The sequence below is a fragment of the Cellulomonas humilata genome (assembly GCF_030814415.1).
GTDB lineage: Bacteria > Actinomycetota > Actinomycetes > Actinomycetales > Cellulomonadaceae > Cellulomonas > Cellulomonas humilata_A.
On sequence record NZ_JAUSVB010000003.1, the window covers coordinates 361,691 to 387,400 of the forward strand.

The window sequence follows — 25,710 nt, forward strand, 5'->3', positions numbered from 1 at the left end:
GCATCGCACGGGTACCCGGACCGGGGACGACCGCGCGGTGCAGGACAGACGTCACCGTCAGACGAGGGAGCCTTCGTGAACGAGCTAGCGCCGATGATGGCCCGGGCCGACAGCCCGGCCTTCGGCCTCAATGACTCCATCTACAACCGGCTGCTGCGCGAGCGCATCATCTGGCTCGGCTCCGAGGTGCGCGACGAGAACGCCAACGCGATCTGCGCGCAGATGATGCTGCTGGCCGCAGAGGACCCGGACAAGGACATCTGGCTGTACATCAACTCGCCCGGTGGCTCGATCACCGCCGGCATGGCGATCTACGACACGATGCAGTACATCCAGCCGGACGTCGCGACGATCGCGATGGGCATGGCCGCGTCGATGGGGCAGTTCCTGCTCTCCTCGGGCGCCAAGGGCAAGCGCTACGCCCTGCCGCACGCCCGCGTGATGATGCACCAGCCCTCGGGCGGCATCGGCGGCACCGCGACCGACGTGCGGATCAACGCCCAGCTGATCCTCCACATGAAGAACGTGCTCGCCGAGCTCACCGCCGCCCAGACGGGCAAGAGCATCGACCAGATCAACTCCGACGCCGACCGCGACCGCTGGTTCACCGCCCCCGAGGCGCTCGAGTACGGCTTTGTGGACAAGGTCGTCACGAAGGCCGACTCGGTCGCCGGCGGCGGCGGCACGGCCTGACGGCCTCCCACCTTTACTGTCTTTGAGGAGAAGCTCATGAGCATGGAGTCCCAGTTCATGGCGCGCGCCGGGATGCTGGCGGGGCCGGGCGGCCTCGCGCCGTCCTCGCCCGCCGCCCGGTACGTGCTGCCGCAGTTCGAGGAGCGCACGGCCTACGGCTTCAAGCGCCAGGACCCGTACACCAAGCTGTTCGAGGACCGCATCATCTTCCTCGGCGTGCAGGTGGACGACGCCTCGGCCGACGACGTCATGGCCCAGCTGCTGGTGCTGGAGAGCACCGACCCGGACCGCGACATCGTCCTGTACATCAACTCGCCCGGCGGCTCGTTCACGGCGCTCACGGCGATCTACGACACGATGCAGTACATCAAGCCGCACATCACGACCGTCTGCCTCGGGCAGGCTGCGTCGGCGGCCGCGGTGCTGCTCGCGGCGGGCTCGCCCGGCAAGCGTCTGGCGCTGCCCAACGCACGCGTGCTCATCCACCAGCCCGCGATGGAGGGTGGCGGCTACGCCCAGGCGTCCGACATCGAGATCCACGCCAACGAGCTCATCCGCATGCGCGAGTGGCTCGAGCTGACGATCGCCCACCACACCGGGCGGGACATCGAGCTGGTCCGCAAGGACATCGAGCGCGACAAGATCCTCACCGCCCAGCAGGCGCTGGAGTACGGGATCGTCGACCAGGTGCTCGCCAGCCGCAAGGGCGTCGTCGCGACGACCGTGCAGCCCAAGTAGCACTTTCCTCGAGCCGGACCCGCCGCTGCGGGTCCGGCTCGAGCGCGTCGGGCTCGACGAGCCGCGACACGCCCGGTACAGATCGAGAACACGCCGAGACTCGCCGAGCCGTGTGTTCGGCTGACATCCCGGCCCGGGTGGTGTGCAATGGGGGAGGACGCGCACCCCGCGGGGTGACGCACTGACGACGCACCGCCCGTCGGGCGGAGGGCGACACGAGGAAGGGGATCGACGTGGCTCGTATCGGGGACGGGGCCGATCTCCTGAAGTGTTCGTTCTGCGGCAAGTCGCAGAAGCAGGTCAAGAAGCTGATCGCCGGGCCCGGGGTCTACATCTGCGACGAGTGCATCGAGCTCTGCAACGAGATCATCGAGGAAGAGCTGGCGGAGGCCACCGAGGTCGGCCTGGTCGAGCTGCCGAAGCCGAAGGAGATCTTCGAGTTCCTCGAGCAGTACATCATCGGCCAGGAGTCCGCGAAGCGGGCCCTCGCGGTAGCGGTCTACAACCACTACAAGCGGGTCCAGGCCGGTGAGGCGCGCACGTCCACGACGGACGACCACATCGAGATCGCGAAGTCGAACATCCTGCTGGTCGGCCCCACGGGCACCGGCAAGACGTACCTCGCGCAGACCCTCGCCCGCATGCTGAACGTCCCGTTCGCGATCGCCGACGCCACGGCCCTGACCGAGGCCGGCTACGTCGGCGAGGACGTCGAGAACATCCTCCTCAAGCTCATCCAGGCCGCCGACTACGACGTCAAGAAGGCCGAGTCGGGGATCATCTACATCGACGAGATCGACAAGATCGCCCGCAAGAGCGAGAACCCGTCGATCACGCGCGACGTCTCCGGTGAGGGCGTCCAGCAGGCGCTGCTGAAGATCATCGAGGGCACCACGGCCTCGGTCCCGCCGCAGGGCGGTCGCAAGCACCCGCACCAGGAGTTCATCCAGATCGACACGACGAACGTGCTGTTCATCGTGGCCGGCGCGTTCTCCGGGCTGGACGACATCATCGCGGCCCGCGCCCGCAAGCGCGTCGTCGGGTTCGGCGCCCCGCTGCTGGACTCGGTGGACGAGGGCGACCTGTTCGCCGAGGTCCGTCCCGAGGACCTGCAGAAGTACGGCCTGATCCCCGAGTTCATCGGCCGCCTGCCGGTCGTCGCCGCGGTCTCCCGCCTCGACCAGGACGCGCTCGTGCGCATCCTCACGGAGCCCAAGAACGCCCTGGTCAAGCAGTACCAGCGCATGTTCCAGATCGACGGCGTCGAGCTCGAGTTCGACGACGAGGCCGTGGCCTCCATCGCGGACCAGGCGCTGCTGCGCGGCACGGGTGCCCGTGGGCTGCGCGCCATCATGGAGGAGGTCCTCCAGCAGGTGATGTTCGAGGTGCCCAGCCGCGACGACGTGGGCCGGGTCGTCATCACCCGGGACGTGGTGCTCGAGAACGTCAACCCGACGCTCATCCCGCGGGACAGCGGCGAGGAGAAGCGCACACCCCGCGAGAAGAGCGCCTGACCGTCGCAGGATCGCGCCTAGGATCGCGTCCGTGAGCGACCTGCCGACCCCGATCCCCGCCGAGCTGGCCCGCCTGCGCGGCAGCATCGACAACATCGACGCCGCGCTGGTGTACCTGCTGGCGGAGCGCTTCAAGGCCACGCAGCAGGTGGGCGTGCTCAAGGCGACCACGGGGCTGCCGCCGTCGGACCCCGCGCGCGAGGAGCAGCAGGTTGCCCGGCTGCGCGAGCTCGCCCACACCGCTGAGCTCGACCCGGTGTTCGCGGAGAAGTTCCTCGCGTTCATCGTCGAAGAGGTCATCCAGCACCACGAGGCCATCGCGCAGGGGCACGCGCAGCGCGACTGAGAAGTCCGAAGGAGTGAGCCGGAGCGCAGCGCAGGGTGAGGGGCGCGGAGCGTCACTCGCCTGCAGCGGAGCGCAGGCTCGGTCCGACCACAAGATGGGGTGGCGCCGCGTGCCGCAGGGGCGGAAGGTAGGTGGGGTCAGCCCTGGCCGGCCGCGGGGGTGAGGAAGCGGCTGCCGGGGATCTCGATCCCGGAGGGATGCCCATGGACCTGCACTGGCTCAAGCCGCTGCTCGGACGGCCGTCGCCGTTCACGACCGTCTACCTGGACGCGACCAGGACCGGCGCCAACGCTGACGCCGAGGCAGCGGACCGCTGGAGGGCCGTCCGGCGCTCTCTGGAGCGTGACGGCGCGTCCGCGGGCGTGCTCGACGACATCGCCGAGCTCGTCTCGGTGCCCACCGGGGTGCGAGGCCCGCACGGCCGGGTCGTCGTCGCCGACGCCGACGGCGTGGTCGTCGACCGCGTGCTCTCCGAGCCGCCGGCCCAGTCGCACGCGATGTTCGGACCCGCACCGGCGCTCCTCCCGGCGGTGCGCGCAGCCGACGAGACGGTGACCTACCTCCTGGTGGCAGTGGACCGCAATGGTGCGGACCTCACCTGGGCGGCAGGTGGCACCGTCCGGACCGAGGGCGGCCCCGAGACCGAGACCGTCGACGGCGGGCACGACGACGTGCACAAGACGCGTGAGGGGGGTCTGGACCGGCGCAGCCAGACGCGTGCGGAGGACTCCTGGGGTCGCAACGCCGAGGCGGTCGCCGCGGTCCTCGACAAGCGCGTCGCCGAGCGTGGCCCCAACCTGGTGCTCATCACGGGAGACGTGCGCGCGGTCGCGCTCGTGCGGGAGGCCGTCGGGCAGCCCACGCGCGAGCTTCTCGTCGACGTGCCGGGGGGCGGTCGGGGCGAGGGCCTGAAGAAGGGGTCGTTCGAGGCGCACGTCGCCGAGACGTTGGCCGCGTACCGGAAGAAGCGCAGCGACGCGGTGCTCGACCGGTTCCGGGAGGCGCAGGGACGCGGTGGCGGGGCGGTCACGACGCTGGAGGACGTGATCGAGGTGCTCCGGCGCGGTCAGGTGGCCGAGCTGGTGCTGCACGTCGACTCCCTGACGTCCGGCCTGGCGGACCGCACCCTGTGGGTCGGTCCGGAGCCGCTGCAGGTGGCGACGAGCGCCGGAGACCTGGCCTCGATCGGGGTGACCGGCGGGGCCGAGGAGATGGACGCCAACGTGGCGCTCGTACGCGCCGCGCTGGGTCAGGACGCCGGCCTCACGTTCGCCGAGGACGGCACGGTGGACCTCGTCGACGGCATCGGCGCGGTGCTGCGCTGGTCCGACGACTCGACCCCGAGCGAGGCGGTCCCGACGCAGTCGGCGGACCAGGCTCGCCTCCGCTCGGTGGTGTAGCCACTGCCGACTCCCTGACGTCCGCACTCGAAGGGGTCTGAGCCCCCTCGGGTGCGGACGTTGCTGTGCACCCACGCGTTGCGTCCGCACTCGTGCGGGGTCGAACCTGCCGGAGCGCGGACGTCGCGGGGGATGGAGGTCAGTCGCCTCGGGTGTCCGTGTACAGCGTGTCGATGTCGGTGGCGAAGTCCTTGAGGATCAGAGCGCGCTTCACCTTCAGGGACGGGGTGAGGTAGCCGTTCGCCTCGGTGAAGTCGGTGGTGAGCACGCGGAGCTTGCGGATCGACTCGGCGCGGGAGACGGCCTCGTTGGCGCGGTCGGCGGCGCGGTCGAGCGCCTCGAGGACCGCGGGGGCGGTCGCTGCCTGGTCGACAGACATGGCCGGCAGCCCGTGGTTGGCCAGCCAGCCCGGGAGCATCTCCGCGTCCAGGGTGACCAGTGCGCCGATGAACGGGCGCTGGTCGCCCACGACGACGACCTGGCTGACCAGCGGATGCCCGCGCAGCCGGTCCTCCAGCACGGCGGGGGCGACGTTCTTGCCGCCCGCGGTGACGATGAGCTCCTTGGTGCGGCCGGTGATCCGCAGGTTGCCCAGCTCGTCCAAGGAGCCCAGGTCGCCGGTGCGGAACCAGCCGTCGACGAGCACCTCGGCGGTCGCCTCGGCGTCGTGCCGGTAGCCGCGGAACACGTGCGGGCCGGAGATGAAGATCTGTCCCTCGTCGTCGACCCGCAGCGCCGTGCCGGGGTACGGGGGGCCCACGGTGCCGATGGTCGTCGCCCCGGGACGGGTCACGGCCGTCGCAGCAGTGGTCTCCGTCAGGCCGTAGCCCTCGAGGACCTCGACGCCGATGCCGCGGTAGAAGTGGCCGAGCCGCTCGCCCAGCGGGGCACCGCCGGAGATCGCGAACTCCGCGTGGCCGCCCAGCGCCGCGCGCAGCTTCGCGTGCACGAGCCTGCCGGCCAGGGCATGACGGGCACGCAGGGCGGCGCCGGGGCCGCCGGTCTCCAGCGAGCGTGAGTAGTCCTCGGCAGCTCGGGCGGCCCAGCGGAAGAGCTTGAGCTTGGTCCCGGAGCCGGCCTTCTGCTCCGCGGAGTTGTAGACCTTCTCGAAGACGCGGGGCACCGCGAGGATGAACGTCGGCTGGAACGTCCCGAGGTCCGGGACCAGGGACTTCGTGTCCGGGGTGTGGCCCAGCACCGCCCCCGAGGGCACGCAGAGCACCTGGATGAACCGCGCGAACACGTGCGCGAGCGGCATGAACAGCAACGTGCGCGAGTGCGGCATCGCGACGACGTCGCCCAGACCGGCCACCCCGTTGCGGGTGATCGCGACGAAGTTCCCGTGCGTGAGCTCCACGCCCTTGGGTCGGCCGGTGGTGCCGGACGTGTAGATGACGGTCGCAAGGTCGTCGGCGCGAGCGATGGCGCTGCGACGGCGGATCTCGGCGTCCGAGACGGCGGTCCCCGACCCGACGAGGGCCGCGACGGCGCCGTCGTCGATCACGAGAACCTCGGTGAGGCCGGGCAGGTCGTCGCGGACCTGCGCGACGACCGTGGCGTGCTTCGCGTTCTCGACTAGGGCGAGCCGGACCCCGGCATCAGCCATGATCCAGCGGACCTGCTCGGCCGACGAGGTCTCGTAGACGGGCACGCCGAGGGCTCCGGCCGCCCAGCACGCGAAGTCGAGCAGGGTCCACTCGTAGCGCGTGCGGGACATGATGGCGACTCGATCGCCCGGCTCGATGCCGTGCGCGACGAGGCCCTTGGCGACGGCGGTCACCTCGGTGACGAACTCCGCGACGGTGACCGCGGTCCACGTGCCGCCGACCTGCCGCTCGGCGAACGTCCCCGTGGGGTCCTGCAGCAGCCGTTCGGCGAGCATCCCGGGGATGCTGTCGGCGGGGTCGACCTCGACGAGGGTCTCGGACCGGATCTCGCGCATGTCAGGCCTTCGGCTCGGGGGGCACCAGCTCGGCGTCGCGGGCGACACAGGTCTCGCCGTCGCCGTCCACCAGCGTGAGCGTGCCGGTGACCCGGCCCGCGGCGCGGATGTCGTCCAGAGCGGCGTCGACGCCAGGACGCAGCGCGGCAGGCACGGCCAGGACGACCGCGGTGATCTCCGTCCGCATCGACAGCTTGGCCTCGGACTTCACCTTGCGCAGCGCGGCGAGCGCTGAGCCGGCGGCCACGACGACCGTGGGGTCCGCCGCGGTGCGCAGCGGCTCGGCCACCGGCCACGACGCGCGGTGCACCGAACCCTCGCGCCACCACGACCAGACCTCCTCCGTGGCGAACGGCAGCACCGGGGCGAACAGGCGCAGCAGCACGTCGAGCGCGATCGCCAGCGCGGCGCGGGCCGAGGCGGTCTCCGGGGACGGGTCGCCGTAGGCGCGGTCCTTGACCAGCTCCAGGTAGTCGTCGCAGAACGTCCAGAAGAACGTCTCCGACAGCTCGAGTGCCCGGGTGTGGTCGTAGGCGACGAGCGCGGCCGTGGCCTTGTCGACGACGTCCGCCAGGCCGGCCAGCATCGCGCGGTCGATCTCGGAGGTGACCAGCGCGGGGTCGAGCGAGAGCGGCTCGTCGGCGGCGCCGAACGAGAGCGCGAACTTCGAGGCGTTGAGCACCTTGATGGCCAGGCGGCGGCCGATCTTCATCTGGCCGATCTCGAACGCCGCGTCCGTGCCCAGGCGTGCCGAGGCGGCCCAGTACCGGACGGCGTCGGAGCCGTGCTCCTCGAGCAGGCCCATGGGCGTGACCACGTTGCCCTTGGACTTCGACATCTTCTTGCGGTCGGGGTCCAGGATCCAGCCGCTGATCGCCGCCGACGACCACGGCAGCGAGCCGTGCTCCAGGTGCGAGCGGACCACGGTCGAGAACAGCCAGGTGCGGATGATGTCCTGGCCCTGGGGGCGCAGGTCCATGGGGAACACGCGGCTGAAGAGGTCGGGGTCCGTGCGCCAGCCGCCGACGATCTGCGGGGTCAGCGAGCTGGTGGCCCAGGTGTCCATGATGTCGGGGTCCGCGACGAACCCGCCGGGGACGCCCCGCTGGTCGGCGGTGTAGCCGGCCGGCACGTCGGAGGACGGGTCGATGGGGAGCTGGTCCTCGGTCGGCAGGAGCGGCTTGTCGTGCAGCGGCTCACCGTCCTGGTCCAGCGGGTACCAGACCGGGAACGGCACGCCGAAGAAGCGCTGCCGCGACACCAGCCAGTCGCCGTTCAGGCCGCTGACCCAGTTCTCGTAGCGGACCTTCATGAAGTCCGGGTTGAACCCGAGCTCGGCGCCGCGAGCCAGGAGCGACTCGCGCAGCGCCTCGTCGCGACCGCCGTTGCGGATGTACCACTGGCGGCTGGTGACGATCTCGAGGGGCTTGTCGCCCTTCTCGTAGAAGTTCGCCTTGCGCTGCGTGTTCACCGGCTCGCCGTCGAGGTCACCCGTCTCGCGCAACCCGGCCACGACGGCCTCGCGTGCCGAGAACGTGGTCTTGCCTGCGAGCTCCTCGTAGCGGGCACGTGCGGCCTCGGACGCGAGCCAGTCGGGCGTCTCGCGCAGGATGCGGCCGTCGCGGCCCACCACGGACCGCGTCGGCAGCTGCAGCTCGCGCCACCACTGCACGTCGGTGAGGTCGCCGAAGGTGCAGCACATCGCGATGCCGGCGCCCTTGTCGGGCTCGGCCAGGGTGTGCGCCAGGACGGGGATCTCGACGTCGAACAACGGCGAGCGGACCGTGGTGCCGAACAGGTGCTGGTACCGCTCGTCGTCGGGGTGCGCGATGAGCGCGACGCACGCGGGCAGCAGCTCGGGGCGGGTGGTCTCGATGTAGACCGGACCGCCCTCGCCGTGGAACGCGACCCGGTGGAACGCGCCCGGGTAGTCGCGGGCCTCGAGCTCGGCCTGCGCGACCGCCGTCTGGAACGTGACGTCCCACAGGCCGGGAGCCTCGGCCTGGTACGCCTCGCCGCGTGCGAGGTTGCGCAGGAACGCCTGCTGCGCGACGGCGCGGGACTCCGCGGAGACCGTCTGGTAGGTCCGCGACCAGTCGACGGACAGCCCGAGCCGACGCCAGAGGGCCTCGAACAGCCGCTCGTCCTCGACCGTCAGGCGCTCGCACAGCTCGACGAAGTTCTTGCGGCTGACCGGCACCTGCGGACCCGACTTGCCCTCGCCACCCTCGAACGGCGGCGTGAAGTCGGTCTCGTACGGCAGCGACGGGTCGCAGCGCACGCCGTAGTAGTTCTGCACGCGACGCTCGGTGGGCAGGCCGTTGTCGTCCCAGCCCATCGGGTAGAAGACCTCGCGGCCGCGCATGCGCTGGAACCGGGCGACGACGTCGGTGTGCGTGTAGGAGAAGACGTGGCCGACGTGCAGCGACCCGGAGACCGTCGGGGGAGGTGTGTCGATCGAGTACACCTGCTCGCGGGTGGCCGAACGGTCGAACGCGTACAGGTCCTGCGCGGTCCACGCGTCGTCCCAGCGGGTCTCGACACCGTCGAGGGAGACCCGGTCCGGTACCTGCCGCGTGCCCGTGGTGGTCAGGGGTGCGTCGGGCGTGTGCGGGGACTCAGAGCTCATGGGTCGACATCTTCCCAGATCGGCGGGCGTCGAGGCTCCGTCGACGATCAGGCGAACACTCGGTGAACGGGCGCGGACATCGCGCGGTCCGGCGTGGCTCGGGTGCAAGGATCGCCAGTCGCCGGGTCGTGAGCGCATGATCGGGGGGACACGAGCGGACGGGGAGGCTGGCGATGGCGGCCGAGGGGTTCCTCCGGTCCGACCTCGCGCCCGCCGCACGCACCCTCGTGGACGTCCTCGAGGCGACCGCCCTGGCGCACGGCGACGCCCCCGCGATCGACGACGGCAGCACGGTCCTGACCTACGGCGAGCTGCTGGTGGCCGTCCGGGCAGCCGCAGCGGGCCTCGCCGGTGCAGGCATCGGACCCGGCGACCGCGTCGGGGTCCGGATCCCGTCGGGGACGGCCGAGCTGTACACGGCGATCCTCGCGGTGCTCGCCGCCGGCGCCGCCTACGTCCCGGTGGACGTGGACGACCCCGACGAGCGCGCGCAGACGGTGTTCCGGGAGGCGGGCGTCGCCCTGGTGCTCACCGAGGGCGACCTCGCCGGGCTCCGCCGAACCGCCGAGCCTCGACGGCCCGCGCTCGACGACGACGCGTGGATCATCTTCACCTCGGGCTCCACGGGCGCCCCCAAGGGCGTCGCGGTCACGCACCGGTCGGCAGCCGCGTTCGTCGACGCGGAGGCCCGCCTGTTCCTCCAGCAGGCGCCGCTCGGTCCGGGTGACCGAGTGCTGGCGGGGCTCTCGGTGGCGTTCGACGCGAGCTGCGAGGAGATGTGGCTCGCCTGGGGGCACGGCGCCTGCCTGGTCCCGGCGCCTCGCGCGCTGGTGCGCACCGGGATGGACCTCGGGCCGTGGCTGGTCGCGCAGGGCATCACCGTCATCTCGACCGTGCCGACGCTCGCGGGGCTGTGGCGCGCCGAGGAGCTGGCCGGCGTCCGGCTGCTCATCTTCGGCGGCGAGGCGTGCCCGCCGGAGCTGGTCGCGCGGCTGGTGGGGGACCGGCGCGAGGTCTGGAACACCTACGGGCCCACGGAGGCGACCGTCGTCGCCTGTGCGGCGCTGCTGACCGGCGACGGGCCTGTGCGGATCGGGCACGCGCTCGACGGGTGGGACCTCGCCGTCGTCGCGCCCGACGGGTCGCCGGTCGACGCGGGTGGCCTGGGCGAGCTGATCATCGGCGGGGTCGGCCTCGCGCGGTACCTCGACCCGGCCAAGGACGCCGAGAAGTACGCGCCCGCCGACGGCCTCGGGTGGGAGCGGGCGTACCGCAGCGGCGACCTGGTGCGCTACGAGCCCGAGGGCCTGGTGTTCGTCGGGCGGGCCGACGACCAGGTCAAGGTGGGTGGTCGGCGCATCGAGCTGGGCGAGGTCGACTCCGCGCTGCTCGGACTCCCGGGGGTCGCGGGAGCGGCCGCGGCGGTGCGGCGGACCCCGGCGGGCACGTCGGTCCTCGTCGGCTACCTCGTGCCCGAGCCCGGGGTCGAGCTGGACCTCGCCGACGCCCGCCACCGCCTCACCGGTTCGCTCCCGGCCGCACTGGTCCCGCTGCTCGCCCCGGTGGACTCCATCCCGACCCGCGGGTCCGGGAAGGTCGACCGCGACGCGCTGCCGTGGCCGCTCGCGCGTCCCGACGAGGAGTCCGCGCCCGCCGTCGGTCTGACGCCGACGGGCGAGTGGGTGGCGGAGCGGTGGACCGCGGCGCTGGGGGTCGCCGTGGCCGGTCCGCGCGACGACTTCTTCGCGTCCGGCGGTGGGAGCCTGGTCGCCGCGCAGCTGGTGAGCGCGCTGCGCGCGAGGTTCCCGACGGTGACCGTCGCCGACGTGTACGAGTACCCGCGGATCGGGGACCTGGCACGCCGGCTCGACGAGTTCGAGCCCACCGTCGTGGCCGAGGCACGGGTCGTCACGCCCACGCCGGTCCGGGCCCAGCTGGTCCAGACCGTGCTGGCGCTCCCGCTCGCCGCCCTCGTCGGACTGCGGTGGCTGACCTGGTTGCTGGCGGCCGACGCGGTGCTCGTCGCGACGACCGGTGCCCCGTGGGTGCCCGTCGTGCCCGGGGTCTGGTGGTGGGTGGCGCTCGGGTGGCTGGTGCTCATCAGCCCGCTCGGCCGCATGGGCACCACGGTGCTCGTCGCGCGGACCCTCCTGCGTGGGCTGACGCCCGGCCGGTACCCGCGCGGCGGGTCGACCCACCTGCGGCTCTGGTTCACCGAGTCCTGGGCGGCAGCAGCGGGTGCGGAGAACCTGTCCTGCTCGCCGTGGACCGTGCAGTACGCGCGGGCGCTCGGCGCGACGATCGGGCGCGACGTCGACCTGCACGCGCTGCCGCCCGTCACCGGCCTGCTCACGCTCGGCAACGGGTGCGCCGTCGAGCCGGAGGTCGACCTGCGCGGGCACTGGCTGGACGGGGACGTGCTGCGGGTGGGACGCGTGCGGATCGACAAGCGCGCGACCGTCGGGACGCGCAGCACGCTGGCGCCCGGCACCCGCGTGGGGGCGTGGGCCGAGGTGGCGCCGGGTTCCGCGGTGCTCGACTCGGTGCCGCCCGGCGAGCTCTGGGTGGGGTCGCCCGCGGTGTTCGACGGGCCGTCGCGGCGGCACTGGCCCCGCGACAAGGCGCCCCGCGGCGGCCGCTGGGTGGCGGCGTACGGAGCGACCGCCGCGGCGCTGGCGGCGTTGCCCGTGGTGGCCGCCGCGTGCGGGCTCCTGGTGGTCGGCGTCGGGCTGCGCGACGCGTCGACGTGGTCCGAGGCGTTCGCGGACGCCCTGCGCGCCGTGCCGCTCGGCGCCGTCACGACGGGCGTCGTGCTGGTCGTGGTCACGCTCGTCTCGGTGCGGCTGCTCGGGCTCGGGTTCCGCGAGGGGTACCACGCGGTGCGCAGCCGGGCGGGCTGGCAGGTGTGGGCGACGCTGCGGCTCATGGACGACGCGCGCACGACGCTGTTCCCGCTCTACTCGAGCCTGGCGACCCCGGTGTGGCTGCGGGCGCTCGGGGCGGACATCGGCAAGGACGTGGAGGCGTCGACCGCCCTCATGCTGCCCACGCTCACCACGGTCGGGGACGGGGCGTTCCTCGCCGACGACACCCTCATCGGCTCCTACGAGCTGGGGCACGGCTGGCTCCGGGTGGAGCGCAGCAAGGTGGGCAAGCGCGCGTTCCTCGGCAACTCGGGGATGATCGCGCCGGGCCGCGCGGTGCCCAAGCGTGGCCTCGTCGCCGTGCTGTCGGCCACCCCCGAGGTCGCGCGGGCCGGCACCAGCTGGCTCGGGTCTCCGCCGGTGAAGCTGCGCAGGGTGGCCGGGGAGTCGGACGACGCCCGCACGTTCGCGCCCCCGATGCGGCTGCGGGTGGCCCGCGCACTCGTCGAGCTCTGCCGGATCGTGCCCGTGATCTGCACGTTCGGGCTCGGCGTCGTCGTGCTCCTGGTGCTGCAGGCCGCGCTCGACGCGTGGGGTCTCGGAACTGCCGCCGCGCTCTCCCCGCTGGTCGTGCTGGCGGCCGCGGGCGTCGCGTGCGCCCTCGCGACGGCGGCCAAGTGGCTGCTCGTCGGCCGGCTCCGACCCGGCGACCACCCGCTGTGGAGCTCGTTCATCTGGCGCAACGAGCTCGCCGACACGTTCCTCGAGGTCGTGGCCGTCCCGTGGTTGGGACCGGCCACGAACGGCTCACCGGCGCTGACCGTGTGGCTGCGGACGCTCGGCGCCCGCATCGGTCGGGGCGTCTGGTGCGAGACGTACTGGCTGCCCGAGGCGGACCTCGTGACGCTCGGCGACGCGGCCACCGTCAACCGCGGGTGTGTGCTGCAGACACACTTGTTCCATGATCGGGTCATGAGCATGGACACCGTGGAGCTCGGACGGGGCGCGAGCCTGGGCCCGCACGGCGTGGTGCTGCCCGCGGCGAGCCTCGACGACGGCGCCCGCGTCGGACCGGCGTCGCTCGTGCTGCGCGGCGACACCATCCCCGCCGGGTCCCGTTGGACGGGCAACCCGGTGTCCCCGGCGTGACGCAACCGCCAGAGGACCCGTACCTGCCCGGCCGACCCGAGGGCGGCCTGTCGGTGGACCGGTACGAGCTCGAGCTCGACTACCGGGTGGCCACGAACCGGCTCGACGCGCGCGCCGTGGTCCATGCTCGGGCGTCGCGCCCGCTGGACCGGTTCTCGCTGTCCCTGCACGGGCTCCGGGTCAGGCAGGTGCTGGTCGGCGGGAAGCGGCCCGAGCGGTGGGCGCTCCACGACGGGCGGCTCACCGTCCGCCTCGGCCGGGAGGTGCTCGCGGGCACCAGCCTGGTCGTCGAGGTGCACTACGGCGGGCAGCCGCGGCCCGCACGTGGACCGTGGGGCGAGGTGGGCTGGGAGGAGCTGGAGGACGGGCTCATCGTCGCCGGTCAGCCCGACGGCGCGCCCACGTGGTTCCCGTGCCACGACAGCCCCGCGGACAAGGCGGCCTTCTCCATCGTCGTGACCGCGGAGGCCGGGTACGAGGTGCTCGCCAACGGGCGGCTGGTCTCGCGCACACCCCGGGCCGGGCGGGTCCGGTGGGCCTACGAGCAGGCCGAGCCCATGGCGCCGTACCTCGCCACGGTGCAGATCGGGCGCTACCAGCGACTGCTGCACGGCACCCAGCTGCTCGTCCCCCCACGGCTGCTGGCAGCGGCCGAGCACGACCTCGCTCGTCAGCCGGCGATGATGGCGCTCTTCGAGGAGAAGTTCGGGCCCTACCCGTTCGCCGCCGGGTACACGGTCGTGGTCACGGACGACGATCTCGAGATCCCGCTGGAGGCGCAGGGTCTGTCCGTGTTCGGCGCCAACCACATGGACGGTAGGCGCGGGTCGGAGCGGCTGGTGGCGCACGAGCTCGCGCACCAGTGGTTCGGCAACAGCCTGACCGTCGGGCGGTGGCGGGACATCTGGCTGCACGAGGGCTTCGCCTGCTACGCGGAGTGGTTGTGGTCGGAGCGGTCCGGGGGGTGGACGGCCCACCGCCTGGCGCGCTCGCAGCGCGCCCGCCTGTCCCTGCTGCCGCAGGACCTGGTCATCGGTGATCCCGGCGCGGCCGCGATGTTCGACGACCGGCTCTACAAGCGCGGAGCGCTCACCCTGCACGCCGTGCGGCTGACCGTGGGCGACGACGTGTTCTTCGAGATCCTGCGGACGTGGACCGCGCGGTACCGGCACGGGACCGTCAGCACCGAGCAGTTCGTCGCGTGCGCCTCCGAGGTGGCCGGCGCCCCCCTCGCGCTCCTCGTCGAGTCCTGGGTGTACCGGGCCGCCCTGCCGGAGCTGCCGCCGGGATCATTCGGCCTGGTCCCGCAGTTAGGGTGATTCGGGGACGACCTCGCGGAGCACCGCGGACCCCGCGCTCACAGGAGTCAGTAGATGGCACAGGTCACGGCGGACGGCCTCACGGTCGGGTACGCGGCGATGCTCGAGCAGTTCCACCCGACCGAGGCGGTCGCGCTGTCCGTCCACGCGGAGGCCCACGGGTTCTCCGGCGTGATGGCGGCCGACCACTACCAGCCGTGGGTCCCCGCGCAGGGGCAGGCGGCATTCGTCTGGAACGTGCTGACCGCGCTCGGCGAGCGGACCACCGGTGACATCGGACCCGGCGTGACCGCACCGACCTTCCGCTGGCACCCCGCGATGGTCGCGCAGGCGTCCGCCACGCTCGCGGCGATGTACCCGGGGCGGCACTGGCTCGGGCTCGGCTCCGGCGAGGCGCTCAACGAGCACATCGTGGCCAACTACTGGCCCGAGGCCCCCGAGCGGATCAACCGCATGTTCGAGGCCATCGAGATCATCAAGAAGCTGTTCACCGCGTCGATCGCCGGCAAGGACGTCAAGCACGCCGGCCAGTTCTACAAGGTCGAGTCCACGCGGCTGTGGACCATGCCTGAGGTCGCACCCGAGATCCTCGTCGCCACCGCCGGCCCCGTGACCGCCAAGCGCGCGGGGCGCCTGGCCGACGGGCTCATCACCGTCGGGGCGCCGCTGGAGAAGATCTCCGGGTTGTTCGGCAAGTTCGACGAGGGCGCGCGCGAGGCCGGCAAGGACCCGGACGCGATGCCGAAGGTCCTCCAGCTGCACCTGTCGTGGGCGGAGACCGACGAGCTGGCCCTCGCGCACGCGATGCACGAGTGGCCCAACGGCGGCATGAAGTTCCCGAAGGCCGACATCCGCTCGCCGTTCGACTTCGAGCAGATGGCCAAGCTGGTGCGCCCCGAGGACTTCGAGGGCCGCATGGTCATCTCGGCGGACCCCGACAAGCACCGCGCCGAGATCCAGAAGTACGTCGACCTCGGGTTCGACCGGATCTACCTGCACAACGTCGGGCGCAACCAGCGCGAGTGGATCGAGACGTTCGGGGCGGACGTGCTGCCCAAGCTGGTGCGATGAGCACGCGCCTGGAGGTCTGGGCGCCGGACGGGCTGCCCGAGATCGCGCCCGGCGACGACCTCGTGGAACTGCTGACCGAGCTGCTCCGCGACGACCCGCTGGTCGACGGTGACGTCCTGGTCCTGACCAGCAAGGTCGTGTCCAAGGCCGAGGGCCGGGTGATCTCCGCCGACGACCGCGAGCAGGCGATCACCGACGAGACCGTCCGCGTGGTCGCCACCCGCGAGCACTCCACCGGGATCACCCGGATCGTCGAGAACCGGCTCGGGCTCGTCATGGCCGCGGCCGGCGTCGACGCGTCGAACACCCCCGAGGGCACCGTGCTGCTGCTGCCCGTCGACCCGGACGCGTCCGCCCGGGCGCTCCGGGCCGGGCTCTCCGCGGCCTTCGGCGTCCGGATCGGCGTGGTCGTCACCGACACCGCGGGGCGGCCGTGGCGGCAGGGCGTCACCGACATCGCGATCGGCGCCGCCGGGCTCGTCGTGCTCGACGACCTGCGCGGTCAGGTCGACTCGTTCGGCCGCCCGCTGGTCATGACGCAGGCAGCCGTCGCCGACGAGATCGCGTCAGCCGGTGAGCTGGTCAAGGGCAAGGCCGAGGGGCGACCGCTGGCGGTCATCCGCGGCCTGGGGCACCTGGTCACCGACGAGGACGGTCCCGGTGCGCGGGCGCTCGTGCGGCTCGGGGCCGAGGACATGTTCGCGCAGGGCAGCGCGGAGGCGTACTCGCAGGGCTGGAAGGACGCGCTCAGGGACCAGCCGTAGCCTTCGCGGCGGCCTTGGCGGCCTGCTTGGTGGCGCGGACCTCGGCCAGCGACGTCGGGTCGGTGACGTCGGCGATCGAGCGTCGTGAGCCGGGCTCGCCGTAGGCGCCGGCCACCTCGGCCCAGCCCGCCGGCTGCACGCCGCGCTGCTTGCCGAGGAGGGCCAGGAAGATCCGGGCCTTCTGGTCGCCGAAGCCCGGCAGCGCCTTGAGGCGCTTCAGGACGGTCTTCCCGTCGGGGTCGTCGTCGGTCCACAGCCGCGTGACGTCGCCGTCGTAGTCCTCGACCACGGCGGCGGCCACGGCCTGGATCCGGCCGGCCATCGAGCCGGGGTAGCGGTGGACGGCCGGGGGAGTCGCGCACAGGGCTGCGAACGTCTCCGGGTCGGCCTCCGCGATGCGGTGGACGTCGAGACCGTCCATGCGCGCCGCGATCTTGGCGGGCCCCGCGAAGGCGGACTCCATGGTGACCTGCTGGTCCAGGAGCATGCCGATGAGCAGGGCGAACGGGTCGTCGGTCAGGAGCTGGTCGGCGGTCGGGTCGCCGGTGAGCCAGAGAGTCATGACGGCATCCTCTCGCGAGTGGGGGAGGATGCGCCCGTGCGATGGGTCGTGGTGGTGCCGGTGAAGCCTGCGGCGGACGGGAAGACGCGGCTGGCCGGCGTGCTGTCCGCGTCGGCCAGGGAGGCGTTGGTCCGGGCGATGGCGCTGGACACGATCGCGGCGGCCGGCGAGGCCCTCGGCGTGGTCCGCGTGGTCGTGGTGACGGCGGACGTGCCGCTGCGGACGCTGCTGGCCGGGTCGGTGGACCTCGTCGACGAGCCCGGCGGCGGGCTGAACGGTGCGGTCCGCGCGGGGATCGAGCGAGCGGCGGGGTTCGACGCGGGCATCGCCGTCCTGCTGGGTGACCTCCCTGCCCTGCGGCCCGACGACCTGGCGGACGCCCTGAGCATGGCGAGCGCCCACGAGCGGGCGTTCGTGGCCGACGCCGACGGGACGGGGACCACCCTGCTCGCCGCACTGGCCGGCGTCGCGCTCGATCCGCAGTTCGGGCCGGGGTCGGCGGCAGCGCACGAGCTGGCGGGGCACGTGCGCCTGGCGGTGGTCGCCACGTCCACGGTCCGTCGCGACGTCGACGTCCCGGACGACCTGGTCGAGGTGCAACGGCTCGGCGTGGGCCCCGCGACCCGTGCCGTGCTCTAGCGTCGACGCGTGCGCCTCTTCCGTTGCCCCCGCTGCGGAGACGTGGCATTCATCGAGTCCCTGTCCTGCGACGGCTGCGGCCTGGAGCTGGGCCTGCACCCCCCGACGCTGACGATGCGTGCGGCACCCGCGCAGGGCACCGAGGTCGACGGCTCGTGGTGGTTCCCGTGCGCCAACCGGCTCTGGGAGTGCAACTGGCTCGCGGCGGCCGACTCCGGTTCCGGGCAGTGCGTCTCGTGCCGGCTCACGCGCACCCGGCCGAGCAACGACGACACGCTCGCGCTGGAGAAGCTCGCGACCGCGTCGGGCGACAAGCGCCGGCTGCTCGTCCAGCTCGCCGACCTCGGGCTGCCGATCACGCCCTGGTACGACCAGAAGGGCGGGCTCGGGTTCGACCTGCTCTCGTCGCGGTCGAACGGCGCCCGCGTCACCATCGGGCACGCCAACGGGATCGTCACGATCGACCTGGCGGAGTCCCTCGACGCGCACCGCGAGGCGCTGCGGATCAGTCTCGGCGAGCCCTACCGGACCATGCTGGGCCACTTCCGGCACGAGGTGGGGCACTACTACGAGTGGATCCTGGTCGAGCAGACGGGCTGGATCGACGAGTGCCGGACGATCTTCGGCGACGAGCGCACGTCGTACCGGGACGCGATCTCCCGCCACTACAAGACCGGGGCCCCGCGCGACTGGTCGGAGAGCTTCATCTCCGAGTACGCGACGATGCACCCCTGGGAGGACTTCGCGGAGTGCTTCGCGCACTACCTGCACCTGACCAGCACCCTGCAGACCGCGGCGGGCGGAGAGATGAGCATCCGGGTCGAGGGTGTGCCGCAGATCGCCGACGGCGAGGTCAGCCCCCGTCACAGCTACGCGGACGCGACGATGACGGAGATCCTCGCCGACTGGCTCCCGGTCTCGACGTTCCTCAACCGCGTCAACCGTGCGATGGGCAAGAGTGACCTGTACCCGTTCACGATCGCTGAGCCGGTCGCCCGCAAGCTGGACTTCGTGCACCGCGTGGTCACGGCGTCCCGCGTCGAGCAGCCGCTCGGCTAAGGGAGCCGGCCCACCAAGGCGAGCGCGTCGGCGGCGATGCGGGCCGTCGTCGCGACGTCGGTCATGAGGGTGTTCGCGGAGCCCGCCAGCCAGCCCTCGGACCGCAGCGCGTCGGCCGCGTCCGCGTCCCGGTCGTCGACGAGCCACGCGTCCAGCACCCCGTCGGGCCGCCGGCCGTAGTGCCGCGCCACGGCGACCGCGCTCGTCTCGACGCCGATCGCCGTCAGGCACGCGTCGGCCATGCCGCGCACGGGGGCACCGCCGATCACCGGGCTGATCCCGACCACCGGGGCCGCCGTCGTGCGCAGGGCGTCGCGGACGCCGGGGATCGCGAGGATCGTGCCGACCGAGACGACGGGGTTCGACGGTGGGACGACGACCACGTCCGCGTCGGCGATCGCCGCGAGCACACCGGGCGCTGGGGTGGCCGTCGCGAGGTTCGTCTGCTCGAAGCGCGCTGCCGGGAGCCCCGCGCGGTGCCGGACCCACCACTCCTCGAAGTGCAGGTCACGGCCGTCGGCGGTGATGACGTGCGTCTCGACCTCGTCGTCGGTCATCGGCAGCAGGGTCACGCCCGGCGCCCACCGCTCGGCGAGGCGGGCCGTGACCTGCGACAGCGGAAGCCCGTCCCGGAGCAGCGCGGTCCGGGCCAGATGGGTGGCCAGGTCCAGGTCCCCGAGCGTGAACCACTCCCAGCCGAGGCCGTACGCGGCGAGGTCGTCGCTGGTCCGTCGGCTCTCGTCGAGACGGCCCCAGCCCTGCTCCTCGTGCACCGCGCCGCCGAGGGTGTACATCAGGGTGTCGAGATCGGGGCAGACGCGGACGCCGTGCAGCCACATGTCGTCGCCGGTGTTCGCGATCACGGTGACCTCGGCCCGTTCGCCGACGAGGCTCAGCAGGCCGCGGGTGAAGCGCGCGCCGCCGACGCCGCCGGACAGGACGGTGATCTTCATTCGGACCTCGTCGGCTCGTGGAACGCGATGACCGGTCGGCCGGTGCGCGGGTGCTCGAGGATGTCGGCCTCGACGCCGTAGACCCGCCGCAGCAGGGCCGGTGTGAGGACCTCACGCGGGTGGCCCGCCGCCGCCAGGTGCCCGTCGGCGAGCACGAGGACGTGCTCGCAGAACGCGGCCGCGAGGTTGAGGTCGTGCAGCGCGGCGACCGTCGTGGTGCCCAGGTCCCGGACGAACGCCAGCAGGCTCAGCTGCGCGCTGACGTCGAGGTGGTTGGTGGGCTCGTCGAGGAGCAGGAGCTCCGGTTCCTGGGCCAGCGCCCGGGCGATCTGCACGCGCTGGCGCTCCCCGCCGGACAGCGAGGACCAGGGGCGGTCGGCCAGGTGGTCCGCCTGCGCGCTGACGAGCGCGCGGTCGACCGCGGCGTCGTCGGGATCGGTGCCCCACAGGCTCCGGTACGGGATCCGGCCCAGCGACACGACCTCGCGGACCGTCAACGGCACGGTGCTCGTCGACTCCTGCTCGAGCAGGGCGATCTGGCGCGCACGCGTCCGGCGCGACAGCTCGTGCACGGGGACGTCGCGGATGAGCACCGCGCCCTTCTCGGGCGGGAGCAGCCCGGCGACCAGGCGCAGCAGGGTCGTCTTGCCCGCACCGTTCGGGCCCAGCAGCCCGGTCAGGTGACCGGTCGGCGGGGTGGCGTCGATCCCGTCCACCACCCAGCGCCCTCCGAGGCGGGTGCCGACGCCGTCGAGGGTCAGGTCCATGCCGACCCCTTCCCGCGACGGAGCAGGAACGCGAACACCGGGACGCCGATGAGGGCGGTGACGATGCCGACGGGCAGCTCGCGCGGGTCGAACACCGTGCGGGCGAGCGTGTCCGCCCAGATCAGGAACACCGCGCCGCTCAGTGCCGCGACGGGCAGCAGCCGGCGGTGCGCGGGACCGGTCAGCGACGAGACCGCGTGCGGGAGGATCAGGCCGACGAACCCGATCGCGCCGCTGACCGCGACCATCGCGCCCGTGAGCAGCGCGACGACCGTCATCAGGGTCCAGCGCGTGCGGTCCACGTCGATCCCCAGAGCTGCCGCAGACGTGTCCCCGAACGCGAACGCGTCCAGCCGCGTCGCGCTCAGCAGCAGGACCGTGCCGACCGCCACCACCGCGATGCCGGCGATCGCGACCGACGCCCACGTCGCACCCGCCAGCGAGCCGAGCAGCCAGTTGAGGATCTCGCGGTAGGAGTCCCCCGTGGAGCTCCAGAAGATGACGAAGCTGGTCCCCGCCGCGGCCATCTGGGACACCGCGAGGCCGGCCAGGACCGTGCGTCCCGGCGACAGGGTGCTCCCCGAGCGGGCGAGGGCCAGGGTCGCGACGAGGGCCAGCAGCGCACCGGCGAACGCCGCGACCGGCAGCAGGAGGCTCACGCCGACGATGAGCACGGCGACCGCACCGAGGGACGCACCCGAGGAGAGGCCGAGCAGGTACGGGTCGGCCAGCGGGTTGCGCGTCAGGCTCTGCATGACGGCACCGGCGAGCGCGAGCCCGGCACCCACCGCCGCGGCCGTCAGCACGCGGGGGAGACGCAGGTCCCACACGATCGCGTCGTGCAGGCGCGGGACGGCCTCGACCGGCAGGCCGAGGTGCCCCGCGATGCTGCGCGCGACCTCGGCGACGTCGAGGTCTGCCGGGCCGATCGTGACCGTGACCAGGACCGTCACGACGAGCGCCGCCACCCCCGCAAGGACCAGCAGCGTCAGGGGCGTGCGGGCTCTCACCCCAGCTCGGTCAGCTGGTCGCTGAGGGACGCGACCGCGTCGGCGTTCCGGACCCCGGCCTCGCCGGCCGCGAACGGGACGAGGAGGTACTTCTTCTCCCGGACGGCCGTGAGCTGGCTGGTCGCCGGGTTGCCCTCGAGCAGCTCGATCTTCTTGTCCGCGGTGTTCCAGGCGGCGTCGACGAGCACGATGACGTCCGGGTCCGCGGCCACGACCTGCTCCCAGCCGGCCGACGTCCAGGTGTCGTGCACGTCCGCGAAGATGTTGGTGAGCCCCGCCGCGTCCATGATCATCTGCGGGGCGCCGATGCCCGCCCCGACGTACGGGGTGTCCGTCCCGGAGCTGTACCAGAGCGCGGTCGTCTCCGTGGTGGGCTTCTGCACGGCCTCCAGCGTGGCGTCCTGCTCGGCGATCAGCTCCTCCGCCCGCTCGGGGACCCCGAAGATCGCCGCGACCTCGCGGATCTCGTCCGCGACCTCGTCGAACGTCAGCGGGTCGGGCATGTAGCCCGCCTCCTTGCACGCCGCGGGGGAGACGTACGTCGTGATCCCGAGGTTCTGCAGGGCCGCGCGGTCGCCGGCTCCGTCCGCCGAGAAGTTGGACTCCCAGCCGCCGTAGACGAAGTCCGGCTCCAGCCCGAGCAGCGCCTCCTGGCCGGGCACCTTGTCCGAGACGACCGGGACGGCGTCGTACGCAGCCTCGTACTCCGCCGGGACGGGGCCGTCCGCGAACGCCGTGCCGATCAGCGCGTCCTGGAGCCCCAGCGCCAGGAGCATCTCCGTCGCGGTCGACTTGATGGTGACGACCTTGGTGGGCGGCGCGGTGACCGTGACCTCGGTGCCGCAGTTGTCGAGGGTGACGGGGGCGAACGCGGCGCTCGTCGTGGCGCTCGGTGACGCCTGCGGGGTGCTCCCGGTGGAGCAGGCCGTCAAGGTGAGCGCGACAGCGGTGAGGACGAGGACGGGACGGATCCTGGGCATCGGGATGAGGGGCTCCGGGGCGGTGGCGGGGCGCGCGAGCACGTCGCTCGCACGCGGGGGTGGGGTGCACGTCGCACCTCCGGAGGGCCGCCCAGGACCGGGCGGCACGACCCGGCCACAGCTGGTCAGGTTCCGGGCACAGAGTAGGCCTGGGGGGTGGCGTGTCGGCAAGTGGGCAGCCTGGAGACGATGCTCACCCCCACGCAGGTCAGAGTGCTGCGCGGATCGCCTCCGCCTGGCTGTCGAGCTCCGCCCGTGCCGGGTTCGAGCCCCAGCGCGCGCTGATGCGGAAGCCGTCGCCGGCGGTGCGGGGGAAGACGTGCAGGTGCGAGTGGAAGACCTCCTGGAAGGCCGCCTCGCCGTCGGCGTAGAAGAGGTTGACGCCCTCGCTGGGCAGCGGCGACCTCCGCAACGCCCCGGCGACCGCCCGGGCGACGGCGAACATCTCGGCGGCGACGTCGTCGTCCAGGTCCGCCAGGGTCGGCAGGTGCGACTTCGGCACAACGAGGACGTGGCCCGCGGTCACCGGGTCGATGTCCATGAACGCCAGGACCGTCGCCGACTCGTGCACGACCGAGGCGTCCAGCTCGCGCGTGATGATCCGGCAGAAGGGGCAGTCCGCGGTCGTCATCCGCCGATGATGGCAGCGGTCGCGCCCTCCGGCCCGGCGGGGGCCAGGCTTGGGCGTCTGCCCAGCTGTTCACGTGGTTGCAGGCCTTGCTGTGGGGGCAGCCCTGGCCTAGGATCGAACACATGTTCGACGATGGCTGAGCGGTGATCCGGGGCTCGGGGAGGTCCCGGATCGCCGTTCATGCCTGTACCGACCAGGCGCGGCCGTCAGTGGCGGACGTCAACGACTGCCCGGAACCACGAGCCCGGACTCGTAGGCGAGCACCACCAGCTGGCCCCGGTCACGAGCGTGGAGCTTCGTCATGGCCCGGTTCACATGGGTCTTGGCGGTCATCGGGGTGATCACCATGCGTGCTGCGATCTCGTCGTTCGTCAGTCCCTCGGCGACCAGGGTCACGGCTTCGCGCTCACGCGTGGTCAGGTGGCGCAGCGCCGCGCCGCGAGCCGGGTGGGGTGGCCTGGCGACGTACCGGTCGATCAGCCGGCGAGTGATCGACGGTGCCAGGAGGGCGTCCCCGCGTGCCGCGACGCGGACAGCGTGCAGCAGGTCCTCGGGGACGATGTCCTTGACCAGGAACCCCGCCGCACCGGCGCGGAGCGCCTCGAAGACGTACTCGTCGAGCCCGTAGTTGGTGAGGATGACGACGTGCACCCCGGCGAGGTCGGGGTCGAGGGCGATGCGCCGTGTCGCCTCGATGCCGTCGACGCCCGGCATCTGGACGTCGATCAGCGCGACGTCCGGGCGGAGCTCGCCCGCTAGTGCGACGCCCTGCTCCCCGTCCGCAGCCTCGCCGACCACGGCGATGTCGTCCTCCAGGTCCAGGAGTGCGCGGAACCCGCTGCGCAGGAGCGGCTGGTCGTCGACCAGCAGGACGCGGATCACGACGTGCGGTCCACGGGCAGCTCGACCCGGACGGTGAACCCGCCCTCGCTGCGGGCTCGCGCGCGCAGGCGACCGCCGAGCGCGCTGACGCGCTCCTGCATCCCGAGCAGTCCCACACCGGGCACCGGGACGGTGTCCGGCGCTGCGCGGCCGTCGTCGTCGACCTGGACCGTGAGCAGGTCGGGCCGGCAGTCGATCGTGACCGCTGCCGTCGTGGCGCCGGCGTGCCGGGCGACGTTGGTGAGCGACTCCTGAACGATCCGGTAGACGGTCCGGCCCACCGCGGCCGGCACGTCGCCGTCCTCACCGTTCATGGTCAGCGTCGCGTCCAGCCCGATCGAGCGGGCACCCTGCACGAGCTCGGGGACGTGGTCGAGCCCACGTGCCGGGGTCAGGTCGTCGTCACGCAGCGCCGTCAGGGTCGCGCGCAGCTCACGGGTGGCCTCGCGGCCGGCCTCCTGGATGGCCAACAAGGCCTCCGGCACCTCCTCCCCGCGCCGGCGCGCGACGTGGACGGCGACCTCGGACTGCACCTTGATGATCGAGATCTGGTGCGTGAGCGAGTCGTGCAGCTCCCGCGCGAGGTGCAGCCGCTCCTCGTCGGCACGACGCTTCGCGACCTCCTCCCGGGTGCGCTCCGCCTCGTAGGCTCGCCGCTCCGCCTGCCGCAGCGCCTCGCCCGCGGCGGCCGCCGCGATCAGCCACGCCAGCTCGAGCGCGTCCCGGGCGTGCACGAACGCAGCCCCCGCATCGCTCCCGGAGACCAGGGCCACCAGCGGGAGTGCGGCCAGCATCGCCACGCTCGCGATCACGGTGGCGGTGCGGTGCCCTGCCCGCATCGCGATGAACACCGCGAACAGGAAGGCCACCGCCGGGACGTCGTAGCCGGCGGCCTGGTAGCCCACCGCACACAGCCCCGTGACCGCCAGGACCGCAACCGGAGCCCGGCGACCGACGGCGAGCGCCAGCCCGCCGGACGCCAGCAGCGCGAGACCGAGCAGGTCACTGCCGCCGGGTGGTCGGTCGCCCGACAGTCCGGCGAGCACGAGCGACACCGCCACCCCGACGGCGATCGCTGCGTCTCTGACGGGCGCAGGCACGTGCATCCGCCCTGGGCTCATACGGGCACCGTAGTCCGGTGCTGCCGGCGCCCGGATCCTGCTCGGGGACGACGGGCACCTACCGCGGGCGCGGTACCTCGTCGCGCTCCTGCAGCGTCTGCGGCAGCCAGAGTGCCCGCGTCTGGGGGACGACCGGCGGTCCGTCCGGCGAGAGGCTGCAGGTGACATCAGACGACCAAGGAGAGCCACCATGCGAACACCTCCAGCCCTGACGCTGGTCCGGCGAGTGCTTGCCGCAGCCGGACCGGCCGTCGTCGCCACGTACGTTCTCGCCACGCCGGCGGCCGCGTACGACCACGTCCAGGCAGCAGGCGGCACCCCGTCCGGCCTGACCTCCGGGCGCGTCGGTCCCACGCTCGTCGCCGTCCTCGCGCTGGTCGGAGCGGTCCTCGGCGTCCTCGCTCTCACGCGCAGGGCAGGCCGGCCCGGCGCCCTCTGGGCCGTGGCGCTGGGGTTGGTCGGCACGGCGCTCGGTGTGGTGTTCGCGGTCACGGCCGACGGCGGCCTGGGCACTGGCAACGGCCTCGGTGGAGCCATCGTGGCCACGGTGCTCGGGGCGGTCGCCGTCGTCCTCGGTGGGCTCGCCCTGGCACGGTCCCGGCGCACTCCTCCCGATCCGTCGCGCGGCGCCGGGCCGCGGCCGTCCGTCACGGTCGACGACCGGTAGTCGGCGATCT

The 25,710-nt window shown here is 72.8% G+C and carries 22 protein-coding genes; 12 read left to right on the forward strand and 10 right to left on the reverse strand.

Features of this window, described 5'->3' with window-relative positions; all coding sequences use genetic code 11:
* The first annotated feature begins 93 nt into the window (after window positions 1-93).
* The 5 genes from J2X26_RS12750 (at window position 94) to J2X26_RS12770 (ending at window position 4,691) form a co-directional block, all read left to right on the forward strand.
* Entirely contained in the window at window positions 94-693 is a 600-nt protein-coding gene (locus tag J2X26_RS12750; protein WP_307493173.1) for an ATP-dependent Clp protease proteolytic subunit, read from the forward strand.
* Window positions 694-729: 36 nt separating this feature from the next.
* Complete coding sequence (locus J2X26_RS12755; protein ID WP_307492770.1) at window positions 730-1,431, forward strand: ATP-dependent Clp protease proteolytic subunit; 702 nt, start codon at window positions 730-732, stop codon at window positions 1,429-1,431.
* 233 nt (window positions 1,432-1,664) lie between these two features.
* Window positions 1,665-2,945, forward strand: coding sequence for an ATP-dependent Clp protease ATP-binding subunit ClpX (gene clpX / locus J2X26_RS12760; RefSeq protein WP_307492772.1), 1,281 nt, complete (start codon window positions 1,665-1,667; stop codon window positions 2,943-2,945).
* A 31-nt stretch (window positions 2,946-2,976) separates the two neighbouring features.
* Window positions 2,977-3,291: a chorismate mutase gene (locus J2X26_RS12765; RefSeq protein ID WP_307492774.1), complete on the forward strand. Its 315-nt coding sequence runs from the start codon at window positions 2,977-2,979 to the stop codon at window positions 3,289-3,291.
* Window positions 3,292-3,494: 203 nt separating this feature from the next.
* Window positions 3,495-4,691, forward strand: a complete 1,197-nt coding sequence (locus tag J2X26_RS12770; RefSeq protein WP_307492776.1) for a baeRF2 domain-containing protein — start codon at window positions 3,495-3,497, stop codon at window positions 4,689-4,691.
* 139 nt (window positions 4,692-4,830) lie between these two features.
* Here J2X26_RS12770 and J2X26_RS12775 read toward each other — a convergent pair whose 3' ends face one another.
* Both J2X26_RS12775 and valS read right to left on the reverse strand, forming a co-directional pair.
* Window positions 4,831-6,633, reverse strand: coding sequence for an AMP-dependent synthetase/ligase (locus J2X26_RS12775; RefSeq protein ID WP_307492777.1), 1,803 nt, complete (start codon window positions 6,631-6,633; stop codon window positions 4,831-4,833).
* Window position 6,634: 1 nt separating this feature from the next.
* Window positions 6,635-9,262, reverse strand: coding sequence for a valine--tRNA ligase (gene valS, locus J2X26_RS12780; RefSeq protein WP_307492779.1), 2,628 nt, complete (start codon window positions 9,260-9,262; stop codon window positions 6,635-6,637).
* Window positions 9,263-9,435: 173 nt separating this feature from the next.
* Between valS and J2X26_RS12785 the strand changes: the two genes are divergently transcribed.
* From J2X26_RS12785 to J2X26_RS12800, 4 genes are read left to right on the forward strand one after another with little or no spacing between them, the layout of a single operon-like run.
* On the forward strand, window positions 9,436-13,275 hold the full coding sequence (locus J2X26_RS12785) for a Pls/PosA family non-ribosomal peptide synthetase (protein ID WP_307492781.1): 3,840 nt from the start codon (window positions 9,436-9,438) through the stop codon (window positions 13,273-13,275).
* Complete coding sequence (locus J2X26_RS12790) at window positions 13,272-14,594, forward strand: M1 family metallopeptidase (protein WP_307492782.1); 1,323 nt, start codon at window positions 13,272-13,274, stop codon at window positions 14,592-14,594. Before J2X26_RS12785 ends, J2X26_RS12790 begins: the two co-directional genes overlap by 4 nt.
* 54 nt (window positions 14,595-14,648) lie before the next feature.
* Window positions 14,649-15,665, forward strand: a complete 1,017-nt coding sequence (locus tag J2X26_RS12795) for a TIGR03557 family F420-dependent LLM class oxidoreductase (protein ID WP_307492784.1) — start codon at window positions 14,649-14,651, stop codon at window positions 15,663-15,665.
* Window positions 15,662-16,429 (forward strand): coenzyme F420-0:L-glutamate ligase, encoded by a 768-nt coding sequence (locus J2X26_RS12800; RefSeq protein ID WP_307492786.1) that lies wholly within the window; start codon window positions 15,662-15,664, stop codon window positions 16,427-16,429. The genes J2X26_RS12795 and J2X26_RS12800 overlap by 4 nt, the downstream gene beginning before the upstream one ends.
* Here the strand turns inward: J2X26_RS12800 and J2X26_RS12805 are convergent.
* Window positions 16,413-16,991, reverse strand: coding sequence for an HhH-GPD-type base excision DNA repair protein (locus tag J2X26_RS12805; protein WP_307492789.1), 579 nt, complete (start codon window positions 16,989-16,991; stop codon window positions 16,413-16,415). The genes J2X26_RS12800 and J2X26_RS12805 overlap by 17 nt on opposite strands.
* Before the next feature lie 36 nt (window positions 16,992-17,027).
* Here J2X26_RS12805 and cofC point away from each other — a divergent pair, with 36 nt between their 5' ends.
* Both cofC and J2X26_RS12815 read left to right on the forward strand, forming a co-directional pair.
* Entirely contained in the window at window positions 17,028-17,630 is a 603-nt protein-coding gene (gene cofC / locus J2X26_RS12810; protein ID WP_307492790.1) for a 2-phospho-L-lactate guanylyltransferase, read from the forward strand.
* Window positions 17,631-17,639: 9 nt separating this feature from the next.
* The gene (locus J2X26_RS12815; RefSeq protein WP_307492791.1) at window positions 17,640-18,689 is read left to right on the forward strand and encodes a zinc-binding metallopeptidase family protein; all 1,050 of its coding nucleotides are present in this window, start codon (window positions 17,640-17,642) and stop codon (window positions 18,687-18,689) included.
* Here J2X26_RS12815 and cofD read toward each other — a convergent pair.
* From cofD to J2X26_RS12850, 7 genes are all read right to left on the reverse strand, one after another.
* Window positions 18,686-19,642 carry a 2-phospho-L-lactate transferase gene (gene cofD, locus J2X26_RS12820; protein ID WP_307492792.1) on the reverse strand — a complete coding sequence of 319 codons (957 nt, stop codon included), beginning with the start codon at window positions 19,640-19,642 and terminating at the stop codon, window positions 18,686-18,688. The two genes, J2X26_RS12815 and cofD, sit on opposite strands and share 4 nt — an antisense overlap.
* On the reverse strand, window positions 19,639-20,409 hold the full coding sequence (locus tag J2X26_RS12825) for a putative F420-0 ABC transporter ATP-binding protein (protein WP_307492793.1): 771 nt from the start codon (window positions 20,407-20,409) through the stop codon (window positions 19,639-19,641). The genes cofD and J2X26_RS12825 overlap by 4 nt, the downstream gene beginning before the upstream one ends.
* Window positions 20,400-21,419 (reverse strand): putative F420-0 ABC transporter permease subunit, encoded by a 1,020-nt coding sequence (locus tag J2X26_RS12830; RefSeq protein ID WP_307492795.1) that lies wholly within the window; start codon window positions 21,417-21,419, stop codon window positions 20,400-20,402. Before J2X26_RS12830 ends, J2X26_RS12825 begins: the two co-directional genes overlap by 10 nt.
* On the reverse strand, window positions 21,416-22,399 hold the full coding sequence (locus J2X26_RS12835) for a putative F420-0 ABC transporter substrate-binding protein (protein WP_307492796.1): 984 nt from the start codon (window positions 22,397-22,399) through the stop codon (window positions 21,416-21,418). Before J2X26_RS12835 ends, J2X26_RS12830 begins: the two co-directional genes overlap by 4 nt.
* A gap of 208 nt (window positions 22,400-22,607) precedes the next feature.
* On the reverse strand, window positions 22,608-23,030 hold the full coding sequence (locus tag J2X26_RS12840) for an HIT family protein (RefSeq protein WP_307492798.1): 423 nt from the start codon (window positions 23,028-23,030) through the stop codon (window positions 22,608-22,610).
* A gap of 219 nt (window positions 23,031-23,249) precedes the next feature.
* Window positions 23,250-23,912: a response regulator gene (locus J2X26_RS12845; RefSeq protein ID WP_307492800.1), complete on the reverse strand. Its 663-nt coding sequence runs from the start codon at window positions 23,910-23,912 to the stop codon at window positions 23,250-23,252.
* Window positions 23,909-25,033 (reverse strand): sensor histidine kinase, encoded by a 1,125-nt coding sequence (locus tag J2X26_RS12850; RefSeq protein ID WP_307492801.1) that lies wholly within the window; start codon window positions 25,031-25,033, stop codon window positions 23,909-23,911. The genes J2X26_RS12845 and J2X26_RS12850 overlap by 4 nt, the downstream gene beginning before the upstream one ends.
* Before the next feature lie 190 nt (window positions 25,034-25,223).
* Here J2X26_RS12850 and J2X26_RS12855 point away from each other — a divergent pair, with 190 nt between their 5' ends.
* A complete protein-coding gene (locus J2X26_RS12855; protein ID WP_307492804.1) occupies window positions 25,224-25,700 on the forward strand; it encodes a DUF6223 family protein in 477 nt (158 codons plus the stop codon).
* Window positions 25,701-25,710 lie beyond the last annotated feature (10 nt).